The sequence below is a fragment of the bacterium genome, assembly GCA_016703265.1.
Classification (GTDB): domain Bacteria; phylum Krumholzibacteriota; class Krumholzibacteriia; order LZORAL124-64-63; family LZORAL124-64-63; genus CAINDZ01.
In genome coordinates, this window is record JADJCK010000004.1 from 344,637 (window position 1) to 361,625 (window position 16,989).

Genomic DNA, 16,989 nt, shown 5'->3' on the forward strand with positions numbered 1-16,989 from the left:
ATGCTGAAGGGGCGCCGCGGACTTGCGCCGGCGCAAGTGGTCCATCGGCGCCATTGGTCCATCACCCCGTAAGGAACCCCGGCCGTGCCCCAGACCATCGACCCGCGCCTGCTGCTCCAGCTGCCCGCCGACCGGCGGGCCCACCTGTTTGCGCAATTGAACGGCCTGGTCACGCCCCAGCGGCTGCAGCGCATGGATGCGGTGCTGGCGGCGCGCACCGCGCACATCACCGTTGTCTTCGAGGATGTCTACCATCCGCACAACGCCAGCGCCGTGCTGCGCACCTGCGAGTGCCTGGGGCTGCAGGATGTGCACGTGGTGGAGGACGAGAAGAGCTTCCGGCCGGCGCGGCGCATTGCGCGGGGGTCGGCGCGGTGGTTGACGATGCATCGGTGGGCGGGTGGCGACGCGGGCGCGGACGTCGGCGAGTGCCTGCGCAGCCTGCGCGGGCAGGGCTACTCGATTCTCGCGACCAGCCCGGCCGAGGATGCGGTACCGCTCGACGAGGTGTCGCTGGAGAAGCCGTTGGCCGTGTGCTTCGGCACCGAGGAAACGGGGCTGTCGCCGGCGGCGTTCGCGGCGGCCGATGTGCGGGTGACCATCCCGACGCCGGGGTTCACGCGCAGCCTGAATGTGTCGGTGACGGCGGCGCTGGTGCTGTATCATCTGGCGGGGCGGCTGCGCGAGGGCGAGGCCGCCGGCTGGCAGTTGCCGGCCGCGCGCTGCGACGACCTGCGGCTGATGTGGCTGGCCGACGAGAGCCGCAGTTCGCGCGGGCTGGCCCGCGAGGCGCTGCGCGAGGCGGGGCTGCTGCCGCCGCAAACGCCATTCTTCCGCGACCGGCCGCGCTGAGGCGCGTTCATCGCTTCAGCCTCGAGGTGGGATTGTGCCGCCACACGCCATTGCCGCTGCGCCGCGCCCCGGTTGGCGTTCGTCGCTGGCCGCGGGGGCCGTTGCCCTGGCGGCCTACCTGGCGCTGGCGCCCCAGGTGTGCGGCGACAAGGACGCCGCCGAGTTCACGCTGGTGCTGGGCGCCGGGGGCGTGGCGCATCCTTCGGGCTATCCGCTGTACACGCTGCTGGGTCATCCCTTCGTGAAGCTGCTGCATGCGTTCGGCGCCAGCTGGGCGTACGCGGCCAACGCCTGGAGTGCGCTGGGCGGCGCCGTGGCCGTGGCGTTGCTGCACCGGTTGGCGCGGCGACTGACATGGGCGCCGGGCGAGGCGATGCGCCCGGTCGCCTGGTTCGCGTGGCTGCCCGTGCTGCTTTTCGGACTCAATCCGCTGTGGACCTACGAGACGACGCTCGCCGAGACGGGTTCGTGGCACCTGGCGTGGGCCGCAGGGGCGGTGCTGCTCGCCTTGCGGTTGCTCGAAACGCGCGCCGACGCGCCGACGCGCCGTGACGCCCTGGCCTGGGGGCTGGTGGCGGGCGCGGGCCTGGCGCATCACCTCACGGCGCTGCTGCTGCTGGTGCCGTTGACGTTCGTGCTGGCGAGGGCCGCCGGTCGCCGGCTGTCGGTGGGCCTGGTGGCGATGGCCGTGCTCGGCGCGCTGGCGCCGCTCGCCGGCTACGGCTGGGTGGCCTGGCGTGCGTTCCATCCCGGTGCGGCGCAGTGGCCCGCGCTGGCGCCGACGTGGGGTGCGGTGTGGGACCATGTGACCGCGTCCCAGTACGCCGGTTATTTCGGCGCTTTCCGGCCGTCGGCGGGGCAGGCCGGCCTGCTGGCGCGATACGCCTATCCGTTCCTGGCCGTGGCCGCCGTGGCGCTGGCTCTGGCGATCCGCGCCGCGGGCCGCGGTCCGCGACGGCTGGTGCTCGCGGCCGTGGCGGCCGGGTGCGTGCTGCAGCTCGCGGTGGTCTTAGCCTACGGCGTCTCTGATCCCGGTTCGTACTTCGTACCGGTGCTGGGATTGGGCTTGATGGCGCTGGCGCCGGCGCTCGTGAGCCTGGCGCCGGGAACACGCGGCACGCGCGGACTGTGGGCGGTCGTGGCGCTCGCGATGCTGGTCTCGGTGTCGTTGGGCGCGGTCTGGACGGGCGCCGCCCGGCAGCGCCGCGCCGTGTTCACGACGCACGAGACGCTGGTGCGCCGCATGTGGTCGTCGATCACGGTCGAGCCCGCGTTCGTGCTCTGGCACAGTGACATGGTGCACCAGCTGCTTGCCTGGCAGGTGCTGGACGGCGAGAAGCCGGGGCTGGTGGTGCTGAACCCCGCCACCCTGACGCATGCGTGGCCGCGGGCGCAGTTCGCCGGGCGCTACGGTGTCGACCCGGTGGCCGGCCTGGCCGTGCCCAAGCCGGGACGCGAGGCGGTCGGCGGTGAGGCGGCGCTGGTCGAGGCCATCGCCGGGCGCCTGAACGAGGGCAGCGAGCTGCCGGTCATCATCTTCGATGCGGCGGTGCCGTCGGTGCACATGTTGCGGAAGGGCGAAGTGCCGGCGCCGGGCTCATCCCGCCCGTAGCTTCTGCGCCCGCTGGATCAGGCGCTGCGCCATGTCCTGCTGTTCGGGAAACCCGGCCGCCCGCGCCAGCAGCTCGAGCGCCTGGTCGCGACGGCCCAGCTCCAGCGCACAGTAACCCTGCATCAGCCACGCGCGTCCCGACTCGTCGCCGTCGGCCGCCACGCGCGCGAACGCGTCGAGCGCCGCGGCATATTCCTCGCGCAAGTAGTGCACGTCACCGGCCAGCGACCACAGGCGGGTCGTCGGCGAGCGCTCCAGCGCCGCCTTCAGGACGTCGAGCGCCTGCTCCGTCTCGTGGGCCGCCACCAGGGCCGAAGCCAGGCGTTCGACCTCGGCGGGCGTCGCCTCGGGCGACAGGCCGCGCCGATAGTGTTCGCTCGCGAGCTGGGCCACGCCGGCGGCGAGCAGCAGGTCGCCCATCTGCTTCTCTTCGGCGGGTGACAGCGGTCGCAGCAGGCCCACGACGCGCAGGGCCACCGCGGCGGCCTGGAAGTCGCGGCGGGCGGCATCGTACTGGTAGCGCAGGTACCAGGCGTCGGCATCCTCGGGATTGGCGTCGAGCAGGTGATGCAGCGCGTGGGCCGCCAACTCGGGCTTTTCCAGGCGAGTAGCGGCGGCGAGGTAGGCCTGCACCCAGCGCAACTGCGGCGGCTGGGCGGGGTCGGTGGTGAGCCGCTCCAGCACGCGCACGGCTTCTTCGGGACGCTCGGCCATGAGCCACGAGGCGGCGGCGTAGTAGAGAACATCGACAGGGCGCGCGGGGTCCACCGCATAGCCGCGCTCGAAGGCGTCGGCCGCCACGGCGTACTCGGCCAGGTCGTAGGCGGCGTCGGCCAGGCCGAACCAGGCGCGCTCCAGGGCCGGCTGCATCTCGACGGCGCGCCGGTAGTTGTCGCGCGCGGCGGCGGCGTTACCGGCATCGGCCTCGTTCTGCGCCAGGTGCAGGCGGACCAGCGGATGGTCCTGGTCGGGGTGATCGCGCAAGTGCTCCTCCAGGATGCGCGCCGCATTCACGAAGTCGCCGGACTTGGTGTACATGGATGCGTGCATGAGCGCGCGGCGCTCGAAGCGCGGGGCGCTCTCGATATCGTAGTAGTCGGGGCGTACGGGAGGCTCGGCGCGCACGCCTGCCGGCCAGCACGCCAGGGCCAGCGCCAGCAGGTTGCAGCCGAGGAACGGAATGGCCCTGCGGGCGGGATGGTGGTTGGTCATGTCCCGACTCCCGTCTAGTTCAGGTCGAAGCGCAGCGTCGTGGTCACCCAGGCGGCGACCGCGTCGTTGCCGAGCCGGCCGGGCTGGAACTTCCAGCGCACCAGCGCGCGGCGCACCGCGTCGTCGAAGACGCCGGCGGGCTGCGCCTTCAGGATATTCACGTTCCCGACGCTGCCGTCCGGTCGCACCAGGAACTTCACGGCCACGTAGCCTTCGATGTTCTGCTCGCGCGCCTTGAACGGGTACTCGGGCGGCACCTGCACCATCGCCACGGGCGCCTGGTCCAGGTCGATGGAATCGAAGATCGCCTCGCGCGCCGCATCGTCGCGCGTGGCGCCGCCGATGTTCACGTCGATGGCGATGTCGCCGATGCCGGCGCCCAGGTCGGGCTGGAACAGGTCCGGTTCCACTTCGGGCTTGTCCTCGGCCGGCGGCGGCGGCGTTTCCTCGCGCGCCTTCTCCTGCTTCGGCGGCGCGGGCGGGGCCAGGTTCACCAGGCTCACGCCCACCGGTACGGTGACGTCCTGTTCCGGCGCCCGGCTGGCGTTGATCAGGTACGAGGCCACGCACAGCAGCGCCACGTTGATGGCGCCGGCCACAAAGACCATCAGCACCGCGCGCGCGGCGCGGCGCGGGCCTCCGCCCGATGGGACGCCCGGCTGGGCCATGGGTGCCAGCGACGGCAGGCTGCCGGCCAGGTCCGTCACTGCCCGCCCTCGGCGCGGCTGGCGGCGAGGCTGACGTCCTTCGCGCCGGCCAGCCGGCACTGGTCCATCACGCCGACCACGGCGCCGGTGCGGCTGGCCTTGTCGGCCACGACCACCACGCCGCCGTCGGGGTTCTCGGCCAGCGCGCGCTCGATCAGGCCGCGCACGCTGCGCACGTCCACCTGCTTGCCCTCGAAGTAGACCTGCCCCTCGGGCGAGACGCCGATCATGACGGTGGCCCGCTGCTTCAGTTCGGCCGTGGCGGCGCTGGCGCGCTGTACGTCGATGCCCGATTCCTTGACGAAGCTGGTCGTCACCACGAAGAAGATCAGCAACAGGAAGACCATATCCACCAGCGGACCCATGTCGATGTTCACGCCGGTGTTGCCGCCGCGATTCTTGCGCACGTTGATCATGAAGCCGCCTCCATCAGGCCCGTGGCGCGCGCTTCTTCGCGCAGCGAGCGGTCGAGTGTCAGCGAGAATTCGTCCAGCGCGCTTTCCAGCCGCCGCGCCCGGCGCGAGAGCGCCCCGGCGACGAAGAGCCCGGGAATGGCGATCAGCAGGCCCGTCTCGGTCGTGATCAGGGCCACCGAGATGCCGCTGGCCATGGCGCGCGCGTTGCTGGTGCCGAACTGCGCAATGACCTGGAACGTCTGGATCATGCCCAGCACCGTGCCCAGCAGCCCCAGCAGCGGGGCGATGGCGGCCAGCGTCCGGATGACCGGCAGCCGCCCGTGCAACTGGCGGCGGGCGCGGTCGGTGACGTGCCGCAGCACGGCGCGGTCGATGTTGACGCGGCCGGTGCGCGCCCGGAGATAGCGGTGGAGCACCATCCGCCGCAATCCGCTGCCGCCCTCCGGCGCGCGGCCGCCGCCCAGCACGGCCAGGGCGGCCGGCGCCTCGATATCATCGCGGTCCAGTTCGGCGAACGTACGCAACCGGTCGATGATCAGCGCCCACATCGCGATGGAGCCGATGATCATGGGCACCATCACCCAGCCGCCGGCCATGGCGTAATCCCAGGTGGACCAGGCCAGTTCGGTCAGGTCGAGACCGGCGATTGCAATCGTCCCGGGCGCCGGCGCCATCATCACGCACCACCCGCCGCGGCCATCGTCCGGCCGCCACCGCTGCCGCCGTTGCCGCCAGGCCGTACCTGGCTCGCGCGCGCCGCCAGCTCGTCCTCGCGCCGCGCCTGCAGGATGTTCGTCAGCTGCACGGCCTTTTCTTCCATCTCGCCGATGATGTGGTCCGAGCGCCGCGACAGCAGCGTGTGCAGGAGCATCACCGGAATGGCCACGATCAGGCCGAACTCGGTGGTGACCAGGGCCTCGGAGATGCCGCCGCTCATCAGCTTCGGGTCGCTGGTGCCGAAGAGCGTGATGACGCGGAAGGTGTTGATCATGCCCGTCACGGTACCGAGCAGGCCCAGCAACGGAGCGACCGCGCCCAGGACTGCGAGCACCGACAATCCCCTCTCGATGCTCGGCAGCTGGTGCAGGATCGCCTCCTGCAGCACGCTCTCCTGGGTCTCGCGGTCGCGGTCGCGCACGGCCAGGCCGGCCTTGATGACTTCGATCACCGGCATGTGGCGCTTCGCGTGACGGGCGACCATGTCGTCAGCCGCGGCCCAGTCGCCGCGCGCGGCCATGCTGTTGACCTCGGTCATGAAATGGTCGGTGTTGGCGTGGATCCGGTTCAGGTGCCAGGCGCGGGTGATGACCAGGAAGAGCGCCACCAGCGCCACCCCGAGGATGGGCCAGACCACGGGGCCGCCCGTCTGGAACTGCTCGAGGAAGCTGATCTTGTAGGCGATCTGGCGCACGGCGTCGCCGCCAGACAAATCGAGCGGGACGATGTCGGACTCGCCCTTCAGGTAGTTGCCGAGGTTGCGGCCGACGCTGCCGCCGGGCAGCTCCGAAGTGGCGAAGAAGGTGCGCGAACCGGCGACCCAGTTGAGGAAGCCCGCTTCTTCCGGCACTTCGTACGCGGCGGTGAAGGGCCCGAGCGTCATGATCGTGCCGGAGGTGATTTCGCCGTCACGGCCGATGAACTCGCCCTTGTGCAGCGCCACGCGTCCGTTGAGGTCGAACTCCGAGAGCATCACCGACGCCATCGCCGAGATGTCGTCGATGCCCGGGTAGTAGCCCGTGTCCAGCAGCGGGCTGATGTGGGCCACCCGCGTCGTGTCGAAGGCGGAGAAGTACGACTGGTTGAGCATGATCTCGAGATCGCGCGCGGTCAGGCGCACGTTGCCGGAGATCTCGCGCGTGTCCAGTTCGCGCGTGCCCCACTCCTTCTCGAGGGCGTCGCGCCGCGCGGTGGACGCGGTGACGCGAACCTGCGCCGCCTTCAATTCCGCTTCCAGCCGCGTGCGCGCCGATTCCAGCGAATCGACCGCCGCCAGCAGGCGCGTGCGATCATTGAGCACGGCCTGCTCGCTGGCCGCGGCGCGCGCGCGGACAGCCTCGCGCTCCTGCTCGGCCTTGCGGAACGCCTCGCGCAGGTCCTGCGCGGGGGCGGGGGCGGCGACGGCCAGCGCCAACGCCATCAGCGTCAGCGCCATCAGGCGGTTGCGGTTCATCGGCTGATCCTCCCGAGCGGCAGCGTGACGAGGTCGATCGGGCGCGTGCGGGCTGCCATCTCCATGGCCTGCGAGATCACGCGGTTGTGCTTGCCCGGCAGTTCGGTCCAGGCCGTCGTCGCGGGATCCCAGGTGCCGACGCGCTTGCCGTCGGGGCTGCGCCAGAACAGAGCCAGCCGCCCGATGCGCAGGATGTCGGCGTGCGTTTCGCGGCCCCCGACCATGATGGTCTGCGGCTCGACCTCGACGCTGTTGCCGTACTGGGCCTCGATGAGCAGGGCCTCGAGCAGCAGGCGCAGCTTCTCGGCCGGCGCCAGGTCGGGCTGGGCCATGGCCAGGCGCAGGTTCTTCAGCCGATCCTGCCGCTCGGCGGCCAGGAAGGGCAGGTCGCCCGCCACCGCATTCTCCAGCCGCCCGAGCACCACGTTGAGCGTGTCCTGGATGACGGCCTGCATCCGCGTCGATTCGACCATCCGGCGCTCGAGTTCGCGGATCGAGGCATCCAGCGCGGCCTGCTTCTCGTCCTCGCGCGCGACCTGGTCCCCATACCAGTCGGCCGCGGCCTGGGCAGCGCGGTACCGGCGCTCCAGGTCCTTCCGCTCCTGGGCCCAGCCGTCAAGGCCGGCCTGGGTCTGCCGGGCGGCATCGATGGTCCGATTGACGGTGGCGGCGAGGGAATCGGGGGCGGAGGCGGTGGCGGCCGGTTCCGCGGACTGGGCCGTGGTGTGGGCAAGTGCCATCAGCACCGCCACGGCCCCGGAGCAAGCGAGACGTCGAAGCATGGTCCACTCTTTCGTGATCGGCCCTGATGGATGCGCGGCGCGACGTTGGTGACGCAGCCAACCTACCGGGGTCCTGTTAGGGAGTGGTTATGGACCAGCGAATTGTTGGTGAATCCGGGGGTGGGGGCGGGGAATCGTGGTGGCGCTATCGTGGCGCAGGCTCGACTGCGGGCCGGTGAATCGCGACGGCATCTTGTTCTCGGACAGTATGATGCGCCGTTGCCGACGCATTACTCAGTATGTTGAGTAAAATATCTCACCATGATGAGCAAAGCCGGTAGCGCGAGATTCTCACGCTTCTGCGAGGACTTGCGCCGGCGCAAGTGGCGGGTGTTGGGTGCCCAAGCCGGGCGCCGTTTTCGCGGAACTCACGTCGCGACACCACTTGCGCCGGCGCAAGTTGCTAGCGAACGCCAGCCGCACCCTCCTCCAACAGCGTCACCGCCGGCGCCAAATCGCCGGCCTCCTCGGACGGCTCCCGCCCGAACCCCTCCAGCAACGCCAGTCGCCCATCTTCCAGAACCAACAGCCGCGCGTCAGCCGCCGCGCCCGGCACGGCCAGATACACGCGACGCACCAGCGCGCCGTTCGCCGTGAACTCATCGAAGCACGCCACCACGCCTGCGGGCAACTGCACTCCCAGCGGCTCGACCCAGAGATGCCCGTCGGGACGCCAGCGCACCAGCCCGATGGCGGGTTCCGTCTCGAAGATGTGTCCTGTATCGCTGCCGATTTGGCGCCGCGCTTCTGACTTGGCCGCCGGGCTGCGGTCCACCGGCCGCCAGGGCCGCTCCAGGACGAATCCCGTGCCATCGACTTCGCGCACAGCCACCAGCCAGCGGTCGCGCTCGGGGGCCATGGCCAGCCTGCCGGTCGCACTCAGGTCGCAGCGCCCGGAGGCGAAGGGCTCGTAGGTGTCGCGCTCATCGGTCACCGGTTGGCCGAGAGCCAGCGAGTGCAACTGCCTCGCCACGATCTCCCGTTCACCACTGGCAGCATCGAGCAGGCTCAGCTCAAGCACGGACGTCATCTTCGGCGGCTGCACCTGCGCGCGGTAGGTGACCGCGAGGATCCTTCCGGCCGCGCCGCGCACATCGCGCGGCACGCAGACGGGCACGCCACCCGGATCGCCACCGGCCATGAGCTCGCCCGCGGGCAGGTCATCGCGATCAAGGATGACGATGTTGCCCCGTGTCCCGAACTGGATGCCCGGCGCATCGCAACCGTCGGCGATGCCCATCCGGCCGTCGGGCAGCGTCACGGCGCGGAACGCCCCAGTCAGCTCGCCGGGGCCATCGCCGCAGCGACCCACGGTGCGCTCCACCTTCCCTTGCGCGGACACCACCAGCACGTGGCACAATTGCCCATCGGCCAGCAGCACGCGGCCGTCAGGCGCGGCAGCTACGGACACGATGTCGCCGATCAGGGGCTCCGCATCATCGCCGCACTCCAGGCGCCAGATCTGCTGCAGCGGGAGCGTGACTTCCGCGGGGGCGCGCTCCGGTACCGGCCGCGTGGGCCAGGCGGTGTGGGGGGTGATGGGGAGCAGTTCGGCGTGGGCATTGGCGGCTAAGGTGAGAACGCAGACCGCAGATATGAATGCGGAGGCCAGCACGCGAGTGCGGGCGCGCGGGTGCCGGCGAACGGCGCGGGGGGCGGGAGTTTCGAGATTTTGAACGTTCATGGATTTGGCCCCCTATACGCGTCGGGCTTCATGCTGGCAGGCGATGACGGTCGCAACAGCATGAACTTAGGGATGGACTGTGTCGATTCGATTTTGGGAACTTGGCACGGGCGGCATGGTGATCGCGATACTCATCATCATTCCTGGTTCATTGGGCTGAGGCGGCCAAGCCGCGAAGACTTGCGCCGGCGCAAGTCGCGGCCGGCGGGGAGGCGGTCCGGCTATCGGAACGAGGCCTTCAGGTCTCCCCACGATGTGGACTCGGTCGGCAGGGACTGGCCGGCGAAGGGGCTGTAGAGCACAGTCGCGTAGATACTCGGATCGTCAACCATATCGATAATCCATTCCTGAATCTGTGATTCCTCCGAAGCGCCCCAATAGTTGTTTGCAACGTCGTGTGCTACCAATCCAAGGGCGGCCTGTCTGGAGCTCCTGATGACCGGCCCGCTGCCACGCACAAAGTCACAGCCGTGGATCGTCACGGCATCTGCATCTCGCAACCGCACCACAGAATCGGAACCACCACTGAGTATCGAATTTTCCACAAATGCGGACGTCCTGTGGTCAACCCGAAGAGCGTAGAAAGTTGCTGAGATCTGAGAATCGTGTATTTCACATCGCGAGCCCACATAGCCTGTCGTTAGGCCGATCTCGACGTCTGAAATCGTGCAATCCCACAATTCGCAGGTGCCGCGGGCAGAATAGAAACCAATGATGTCCGGCCCGCGCATGTCGCATCTGCGAAAAACTGACTCGGAATTGTCAACCAGCGGATATGCTCTTACGAACTCACAGTCTTCAACCAGTACCCCCGCAACGCCTCGAACATACAGGCCAATCGGATCAAGTGCATCGGTTGTCGAGAACCGACATTCCTGAACCGTGCCGCCCGCGCCTCGGGCCGTCCAACTCAAACCAAACTCATTGTTTTCGACGTGACAGCGCTCCATCTGAAGACTGCAACTGAGCGCAATGCCCTTGAAGCAGTTGCGAACTGTCAAGTCTGAGATCGCAATGCTGTCCTTGGGCGCGTCGGTGGCGAGACCTTCCGGACTTTCTGCATTCCAGTCTGGAGCGTGCACCGTCGGGCCGATGATGGTGACGTCGGCGCCGGCACCGATGATGGTCAATCGCTGTTGCCGGATCTCCCCATACACTTCCAAATCACCGGGCCAACCTGGCGGGTGAATTGTCGTCGTCTCCGTATATTCGCCCGGCCCAATCAGGATCGTGTCACCGTCCGCTGCCGCATCCAATCCCTGCTGGATCACCGAATAGTCACCCGTCCCATCCCTACGGACCGTGATCGTCGCCGCCGAAGTCGATAACGCCGACAGCAGGCAGAGCCCAAGAAGGAAGATTCGGAAGCACATCGCCAACCTCTCATGCATCCGCATATTCACAAGAGACAGACTTTCCGACCAACTGCAGGCAGTTCGATTTCCAGACCGCAATTGAGTATACACCCCTAGCAGCAGGCAATCCAACCCGACGAACCGCTCGCCGCCGTAAACCACCCCCCAACAAAACAGAAAGGGACGCCGGTCAACCCCGGCGCCCCTTCCCCATAACGGCGCGGTCCTGTCTGTGCAGTCGGTTGCTACTTCACCAGCTGCATCTTCTCGGTGACCTGATAACCGTCGCCGCTGAGGCGGTAGAAGTACGTGCCGCTCGGCAGGCCTTCGCCGCTGAACTGCAGCGCGTGGTCGCCCGCCGCCAGTTCGCCGTCGACCAGGCTCGCGACCTTGTGGCCGCGCAGGTCGAAGACTTCCAGGGCGGCCCGACCGGCCTTGGGCACGCTGAACTTGATCGTGGTGCTCGGGTTGAACGGGTTCGGCTGGTTGCCCAGGGTGACCCGCAGTTCCGGCGTTCCACCCACAGCGGAGGCCGGCATCGTGTAGTCGGCGTCCTGCGGGTTGAAGTTCGTCCACCAGGCAGTCCACTGGCGGCTCATCGGCAGGGCCGGGTCGAACGCGCCGCGGTAGCTGACCTGCTGGAAGTACGGGTCGGCCAGGTAGCTGTCGGTCCAGTCGGCCGAACCGATCAGCACGCTGCCGGCCTGGGGCACGGCATCCGGGCTGTTCAGGCTGATCGACGCGCCCAGGCCGACGACCGAAGGCACGCGCACGACGGTGTCGAGGTTGGCGTGGGCCATGAACCAGCCGCCCAGGCCGGCGTTGCCGGCCACCGAGTTCCAGTTGGCGCGGTCGTGGATCATGTTCGTGGCGTACAGGTAGTTGCCGGTCACTTCGTTGTTCTCGAAGCGCAGCGTGTCCTGCTGGGCCTTGGTGACCGACAGGTTGCGCACGCTGATGCCGCGCGGGAAGCCGGCGATGACCGAGTTGAAGATGCTGGTGCGGCTGTTGCGGCGGATCAGCGCGGCATGCTGGTAGCGCTGGCCGACCGGCAGGGGATCCTGCACGTACAGCGGGCCCACCGAGGTCACGTTCGAGTAGATCGGGGCGGTCTGCGGCCAGGCCGACGTGCCCGAGCCGTCGTTGTCCGACTCGAAGCTGTTGCTCTCGCCGGTCGGGTCCCAGGTGTTCGGGTCGCGCAGCGCGAAGGCGAACTGCACCTTGCCGCGGTAGCCGAAGTCGGTGTCGAAGTCGTCGTCGGTGCCGCCGAAGGCCACGATGTGGTGCAGGTTCACGGTGCCGCCGAAGCACTCGTAGGAGTCGTCGTCGGCGTAGCTGACCTGGATGTGGTGGATTTCGGTGCCACGGCCAACGCCACCGAGGGTCAAGCCGTTGATCTCGTTGTTCAGGGCGAAGCGGTAGCCCGGGTACTCGATGCGGACGTACTTGAAGACGCCGCTGTTGTCGTCGTCATCCGTGCCGCCGTAGGTGCCCTGCGAGATGATGCCGCCCTCGATGATCGGGTTCAGCTGGTTCACGCGGGCCCGGCCCAGGATGACCACGCCGCCCCAGTCGCCGGCCAGCCGGTTGCCCGGGGCCTCGCTGCTGGTGAAGATGATCGGCTTGTCCCAGGTGCCGGCGGCATTGATGGTGGAGCCGGGCTTGACGATCAGGGTCGCCGCAGGCACGCCCTGGATGACGGTGCCGGCGGGGATCGTCAGGGTCTGGCCGGCTTCGACGTAGTACTGGCCGTACAGCGTGTACAGCGTGTCGGGGCTCAGGGTGCGGCTGGTGTTCTGGTTGAACACAGCCAGGGGGTTGCCGTCGTTGGTGCCCAGAGTCTCCGTCCCCACAAAAGCGAGGGCGGGCAGGGTGGCAACGGTGGCGACCAGCCCGAGCAGCAAGGCGATCGCGTTCTTCTTCATAAAGTTGCTTCCTCCTAAAGGAGCCTGGATGCGGGGGACGGCCGGCCTTGCGGCAGACCGCCCCGGAACCTCTTCACCGTCGCCCTTGCCGGGCGCACGTGTCCGGTGGCCGTTTGTCAAGAGATGGACCGTCACGTGGTGGAAAGGCGTGTCGGGCCGGGGAGAGGATGACGTCGAAAGTGCGAAGGCTTGTCGTTAGGAATACCTGAGACGCCCTCGTTCGAACTGGCCTGCTCCCCAGCGTCGACAGGGCACAGTCTAGCGGTCGATTGTTGGCGCTCGGTCAGCGGTTGGTGGATTCATGGCCAATCCGGCGTAAGCAAACGGCGATGATCAAGTCAGGATCCTGTTAACGAAGGCTAGAACTTCCCCGAGACCGACAGCGAATAGGCCGTCGATTCCGACACATCCGAGTACGTGTACCGCTCACCCGCTTCGGTGCTGCTGGTCTTGATCGTCGGCTTGGCCAGGATGTCGGTCACCGCGAGCTTCAGTTTCAGCGACTTCAACGACTTGGGCAGCTGCTGCGTCGCGACCAGGTCCAGCCGCGTGCGCGGCTCGAGGTAGACGTAATCGAACATGTTCTCGGACAGCTTGTCGAGACGACGTCCCACGCGATTGGCCAGAATGCCCAGGTTCGTATCAGTTTTCGGATTCTCCCATTGCAGGGCGAGGTTCACCGACCAGGGCGCCTGGCCCTGCAGCTGGCGCTTGTCCTGTTCGACCACATCCAGCGTGCGCGGGTTGTCGAAGATGACCTCCGACCAGACGCGCGTGTAGTTGGCCGAGAAGGTCAGGTGGCGCGTCACGGCGAACCGGTCCAGCTTGCGGACCACCTCCACCTCGAAGCCCCAGTTGCGGGCTTCCGGCGTGCTGGTGAACGTGGCGGTCGGACGCTCGGCTTCGGCCGTCAGCAGCGTGTCCTCGATGGCGTCGGACATCCGCTTGTAGAAGGCGCTGGCGGCCAGCACCTGCCCGGGCGCCGGGAAGTGCTCCAGGCGCACATCGTAGTTGTGGATCTGGGCCCGCTTGAGATTCGGGTTGCCGCGCTGGTTCTCGAAGGTGCGGTAGTCACGGCGCAGCACGGGCGCCAACTCGCGGAACTCCGGTCGGTTGACCGATTTGTAGTAGCCGACGCGGACGTTCGTATCCTCGTCGTACATCCAGGTCAGGGCCACCGAGGGAAGCACGTCGCGCTTGTCGATGCGCGAGGTGTCCTGGACATCGGGAAAGAGCTTGTTCTGGACCGAGTACACGACCTGGTCGGAATCCTCGACGCGCGCCCCGCCGGTCAGCCGCATGACCTCCTGGCGCACCGAGAACGGCAGGTCGACCATCGCATACCAGGCGTCGATCTCGTGGTTGCCCACATAGGTCCCGCTCAGGACGGTGTCCTGCACGAACTCCCACTTGGTGCCCCGCCGCGGATCGGAGACCTCGTTGTAGTTCTCGGACGGAAGATCGAGTCCGGCGGCAGGAAGGCCAGGGCGCCGTCGAACCGGTTGGACTGGGACCGCAGCGTGTACCACGACTCCGAATCGAACGTGCGCGAACGCTGGTCGCGCTTGAAACCGGCCTTGATCTCCAGGTTGTGTTCGCGCGCCAGGTCGTCGTTGGTCGGCGACCAGGCCAGGTCCACGCCGTGGCCCCGCCGGGTCTCGTCCAGCCAGGTCCAGGTGCGCATGTTCTCGTCCATGGCCTTCGGCTCGAAGTCGAGGTTGTAGGCGAGGTAGCGCCGGTCGGGCTCGGTGGCGTGCGATTCGCCGTAGGAGACCTGCCAGTCCAGCTCGAAGCCGCCGCCGGGGCCCGGCAGGTGGTGGCTGCCGTCGATCTTGTCGACGAACTGGTAGCGCTCGTGCCACGACATCGTGCGCCACTCGAAGGTCTTCTGGTCCTTGCCCGACATGAACGTGATCTGGCTGTCGGTGGTGCGGTTGTACAGGTTCGTGAACCCGATCCGCTGCCGCCCCCAGCGCAGGAAGATGTTGGCCAGCCCGCCCAGGGTGGTCTGCGTGTGGTGCGTGGTGCCGCCGGCGATGATGGAGTTGCCGCCGATGCGGACCTCGTTCTCGTCCTCGATGTCGGCCTTGTCGCCGTACGACGCGGCGCCCATGAAGCCCACGTCGACGCCCAGCAGCCGCACCTTGTTGCCGTGCGAGAGGTTGAACGACATGCGCGGCGGGGCAGGGCGCCCCTCGGTGGTCCAGCGGTTGGGCAGCGCCCGGGCCAGGTACGGGTTGCGCAGCGAGAGGTTCTGGTAGGTGACCGTGCTGTCGCGCAAGGCGTCGGGAAAGTCGCGGCCGCCGTCGTCGATGCCCAGCCAGTCGGTGTCGCCCCGGATCGCGTCGTACTGCAGCGTGCTGCCCGTCGCACCGCTGATGGCGCCGATGGTGTAGCCGGCCGCGGTGGTGGGCCCTTCCGGGAACTCCAGCGTGCTGATGCGCACCAGGCCGCCCGAGAAATCGCCCGGCAGGTCGGGCGTGGCCTGCTTGATGACGGTGATGTTGGACAGCAGGTTGGCCGGCACCATGTCGAAGTTGAAGCTCTTGCGGTCGCGGTCGACGTTGGTGCCGCTCATCTGGACGCCGTTGACCTCGGTGACGTTGTAGCGGTCGCCGATGCCGCGCACGAACACATACTTGCCGTCGTTCACGGTCAGGCCGGGCACGCGCTTGAGCGCATCGCCGCTGTTGCCGTCCGGCGAGCGCGAGATCTGGGCGGCGCTGATCGCATCGCCGATGACGCCGGCCTGCTGGCGACTGAGCATCAGGGCGCTGTCGGTCGACAGCACGCGGGTGCCGCTGACAACCATCTCGTCGGTCTCGTAGGCGCGGGTGCCCTCCAGCTCGACCATGATCTCGGCCGCCGGACCCGGCACCACCCGCACGTTCGTGATGGTGCGGGGGTTGTAACCCGTGTAGGTGGCGCGCAGTTCGTAGGTGCCGGGCAGCAGGTCGGGAAACTCGAAACGCCCCTTGATGTCGGTGGCGGTGCGGTGGTCCGAGCCCAGCAGCACGACGTCGGCGCCGATCAACTCCGATTTCGAGTCGAGGTCGCGCACCTGGCCCTTCAGGCCGTCAGCCAGGGCGGGGGCGGGCGCAGCCAGCAGCCAGCCGGCCGCCGCGAGCAGCAGGAGTCGACGCATGGGCACCGTCCGGGACGGGGATGGCGGGAAGCGCCGGCGCGCCGCACCCCGGCGGGCGCGGGCGGCGCGGCTCTGTTTGCGACAGGTTAAGAGGCGAAGGTCAACGACAGGTTAGGGAATGGAAAAAAGGGGGCCAATCCGGGGGAGTTGCGCCGGCGCAAGTCCCGGGGCGGGGCGGGCCGCACGCTTCGATCCCATTGGGCTGGAATCAATTGTCATCATTGTCCAGTTGCGCGGGTGGAAGTCCCCTGCGATCCGGGGTATCATTGTGGATACCATGAACGACCAACTGGAATTCCTGGGATTCGTCGTGCGCCGCCTTGATGCGGCGCGCGTGCCCTACATGCTGACGGGTTCGGTGGCTATGTCGCTCTACACCCAGCCGCGGATGACGCGCGACATCGACCTGGTGGTCGAGTGTGCCTCGACGAAGGCGGCGGACTGGGTGCGCCTGTTCGGGGCCGAATGCTACGTCAGTGCTGAGGCCGTGGCGGACGCCATCGCGCGGGGCGGCATGTTCAACGTGATCCACAACGAAGGTGTGGCCAAGGCGGATTTCATTGTCCGCCGCGACGACGAGTATCGTCAGGTTGAGTTCGCCCGGCGGCAGCGCAAGCACATCGCCGGGCTCGAGGTCTCCGTGGTGGCGCGCGAGGATCTCGTGCTGTCGAAGCTCGTGTGGTGGAAAGAGGGTGAGTCTCCACAGCAGCGCGCGGACCTGGTCCTGCTGCTGGAGTCGACGGCCGGCATGGACCTCAACTACCTCGAGGACTGGGCCGCGCGACTGGGTGTCGTCGCGCAACTCAGGGAGTTGCTCGGATGAGCCAGGATACGTCGGCGGAAGTGCGCGCCCGCTATCGCGACATGCTGATGGCGCTGACGCCGGAGGAGCGGCTGGTCATGTGCACGCGCATGTGGGCTGACGCACGCGCCCTGGTCGTCGCCGGCCTGGCCGACGAGCCCCACCCCGAGGGCCAATCGCTGCGCGCCCGGATCTTCCTGCGCATGTACGGAGGGGATTTCGAGCCTGCCGAGCGGGCGCGCATCGTGGCCTGGTTCAATGACCGTGCGGGCGAATCCGCCGCCGAATGACCGTTCGAGGTCCGTGCCTTGCCCTGATGAATGAACG

At 68.2% G+C, this 16,989-nt stretch carries 15 protein-coding genes; 4 read left to right on the forward strand and 11 right to left on the reverse strand.

From position 1 onward, the window contains the following. Positions 1 to 84: 84 nt before the first annotated feature. Together IPG61_08885 and IPG61_08890 are read left to right on the forward strand one after the other, a co-directional pair. Positions 85 to 852, forward strand: a complete 768-nt coding sequence (locus tag IPG61_08885) for an RNA methyltransferase (protein MBK6734191.1) — start codon at positions 85 to 87, stop codon at positions 850 to 852. Positions 853 to 886: 34 nt separating this feature from the next. Further along, the gene (locus IPG61_08890; GenBank protein MBK6734192.1) at positions 887 to 2,464 is read left to right on the forward strand and encodes a DUF2723 domain-containing protein; all 1,578 of its coding nucleotides are present in this window, start codon (positions 887 to 889) and stop codon (positions 2,462 to 2,464) included. On the opposite strand, the gene IPG61_08895 is transcribed toward IPG61_08890, so the two are convergent. From IPG61_08895 to IPG61_08945, 11 genes are all read right to left on the reverse strand, one after another. Continuing rightward, positions 2,450 to 3,676: a tetratricopeptide repeat protein gene (locus IPG61_08895; protein ID MBK6734193.1), complete on the reverse strand. Its 1,227-nt coding sequence runs from the start codon at positions 3,674 to 3,676 to the stop codon at positions 2,450 to 2,452. The genes IPG61_08890 and IPG61_08895 overlap by 15 nt on opposite strands. Before the next feature lie 14 nt (positions 3,677 to 3,690). Beyond that, on the reverse strand, positions 3,691 to 4,383 hold the full coding sequence (locus tag IPG61_08900; protein ID MBK6734194.1) for a TonB family protein: 693 nt from the start codon (positions 4,381 to 4,383) through the stop codon (positions 3,691 to 3,693). Beyond that, positions 4,380 to 4,799, reverse strand: coding sequence for a biopolymer transporter ExbD (locus tag IPG61_08905; protein ID MBK6734195.1), 420 nt, complete (start codon positions 4,797 to 4,799; stop codon positions 4,380 to 4,382). The genes IPG61_08900 and IPG61_08905 overlap by 4 nt, the downstream gene beginning before the upstream one ends. Further along, positions 4,796 to 5,476: a MotA/TolQ/ExbB proton channel family protein gene (locus IPG61_08910; protein MBK6734196.1), complete on the reverse strand. Its 681-nt coding sequence runs from the start codon at positions 5,474 to 5,476 to the stop codon at positions 4,796 to 4,798. The genes IPG61_08905 and IPG61_08910 overlap by 4 nt, the downstream gene beginning before the upstream one ends. Next, positions 5,476 to 6,969 carry a MotA/TolQ/ExbB proton channel family protein gene (locus tag IPG61_08915; GenBank protein MBK6734197.1) on the reverse strand — a complete coding sequence of 498 codons (1,494 nt, stop codon included), beginning with the start codon at positions 6,967 to 6,969 and terminating at the stop codon, positions 5,476 to 5,478. Before IPG61_08915 ends, IPG61_08910 begins: the two co-directional genes overlap by 1 nt. Then, positions 6,966 to 7,751, reverse strand: coding sequence for a DUF3450 domain-containing protein (locus IPG61_08920; protein ID MBK6734198.1), 786 nt, complete (start codon positions 7,749 to 7,751; stop codon positions 6,966 to 6,968). The genes IPG61_08915 and IPG61_08920 overlap by 4 nt, the downstream gene beginning before the upstream one ends. 403 nt (positions 7,752 to 8,154) lie before the next feature. Further along, entirely contained in the window at positions 8,155 to 9,435 is a 1,281-nt protein-coding gene (locus tag IPG61_08925; GenBank protein MBK6734199.1) for a hypothetical protein, read from the reverse strand. 221 nt (positions 9,436 to 9,656) lie between these two features. Further along, a complete protein-coding gene (locus IPG61_08930; GenBank protein MBK6734200.1) occupies positions 9,657 to 10,826 on the reverse strand; it encodes a hypothetical protein in 1,170 nt (389 codons plus the stop codon). Between the two features lie 209 nt (positions 10,827 to 11,035). Further along, positions 11,036 to 12,715: a T9SS type A sorting domain-containing protein gene (locus IPG61_08935; GenBank protein MBK6734201.1), complete on the reverse strand. Its 1,680-nt coding sequence runs from the start codon at positions 12,713 to 12,715 to the stop codon at positions 11,036 to 11,038. Positions 12,716 to 13,074: 359 nt separating this feature from the next. Next, positions 13,075 to 14,115, reverse strand: coding sequence for a TonB-dependent receptor (locus tag IPG61_08940; GenBank protein ID MBK6734202.1), 1,041 nt, complete (start codon positions 14,113 to 14,115; stop codon positions 13,075 to 13,077). Then, entirely contained in the window at positions 14,097 to 15,860 is a 1,764-nt protein-coding gene (locus tag IPG61_08945; GenBank protein MBK6734203.1) for a carboxypeptidase regulatory-like domain-containing protein, read from the reverse strand. Before IPG61_08945 ends, IPG61_08940 begins: the two co-directional genes overlap by 19 nt. Positions 15,861 to 16,137: 277 nt before the next feature. On the opposite strand from IPG61_08945, the gene IPG61_08950 reads away from it, so the two are divergent. Both IPG61_08950 and IPG61_08955 read left to right on the forward strand, forming a co-directional pair. Beyond that, complete coding sequence (locus tag IPG61_08950) at positions 16,138 to 16,683, forward strand: hypothetical protein (protein ID MBK6734204.1); 546 nt, start codon at positions 16,138 to 16,140, stop codon at positions 16,681 to 16,683. Further along, a complete protein-coding gene (locus tag IPG61_08955; GenBank protein MBK6734205.1) occupies positions 16,680 to 16,952 on the forward strand; it encodes a hypothetical protein in 273 nt (90 codons plus the stop codon). Before IPG61_08950 ends, IPG61_08955 begins: the two co-directional genes overlap by 4 nt. The last annotated feature ends 37 nt before the right edge of the window (positions 16,953 to 16,989 follow it).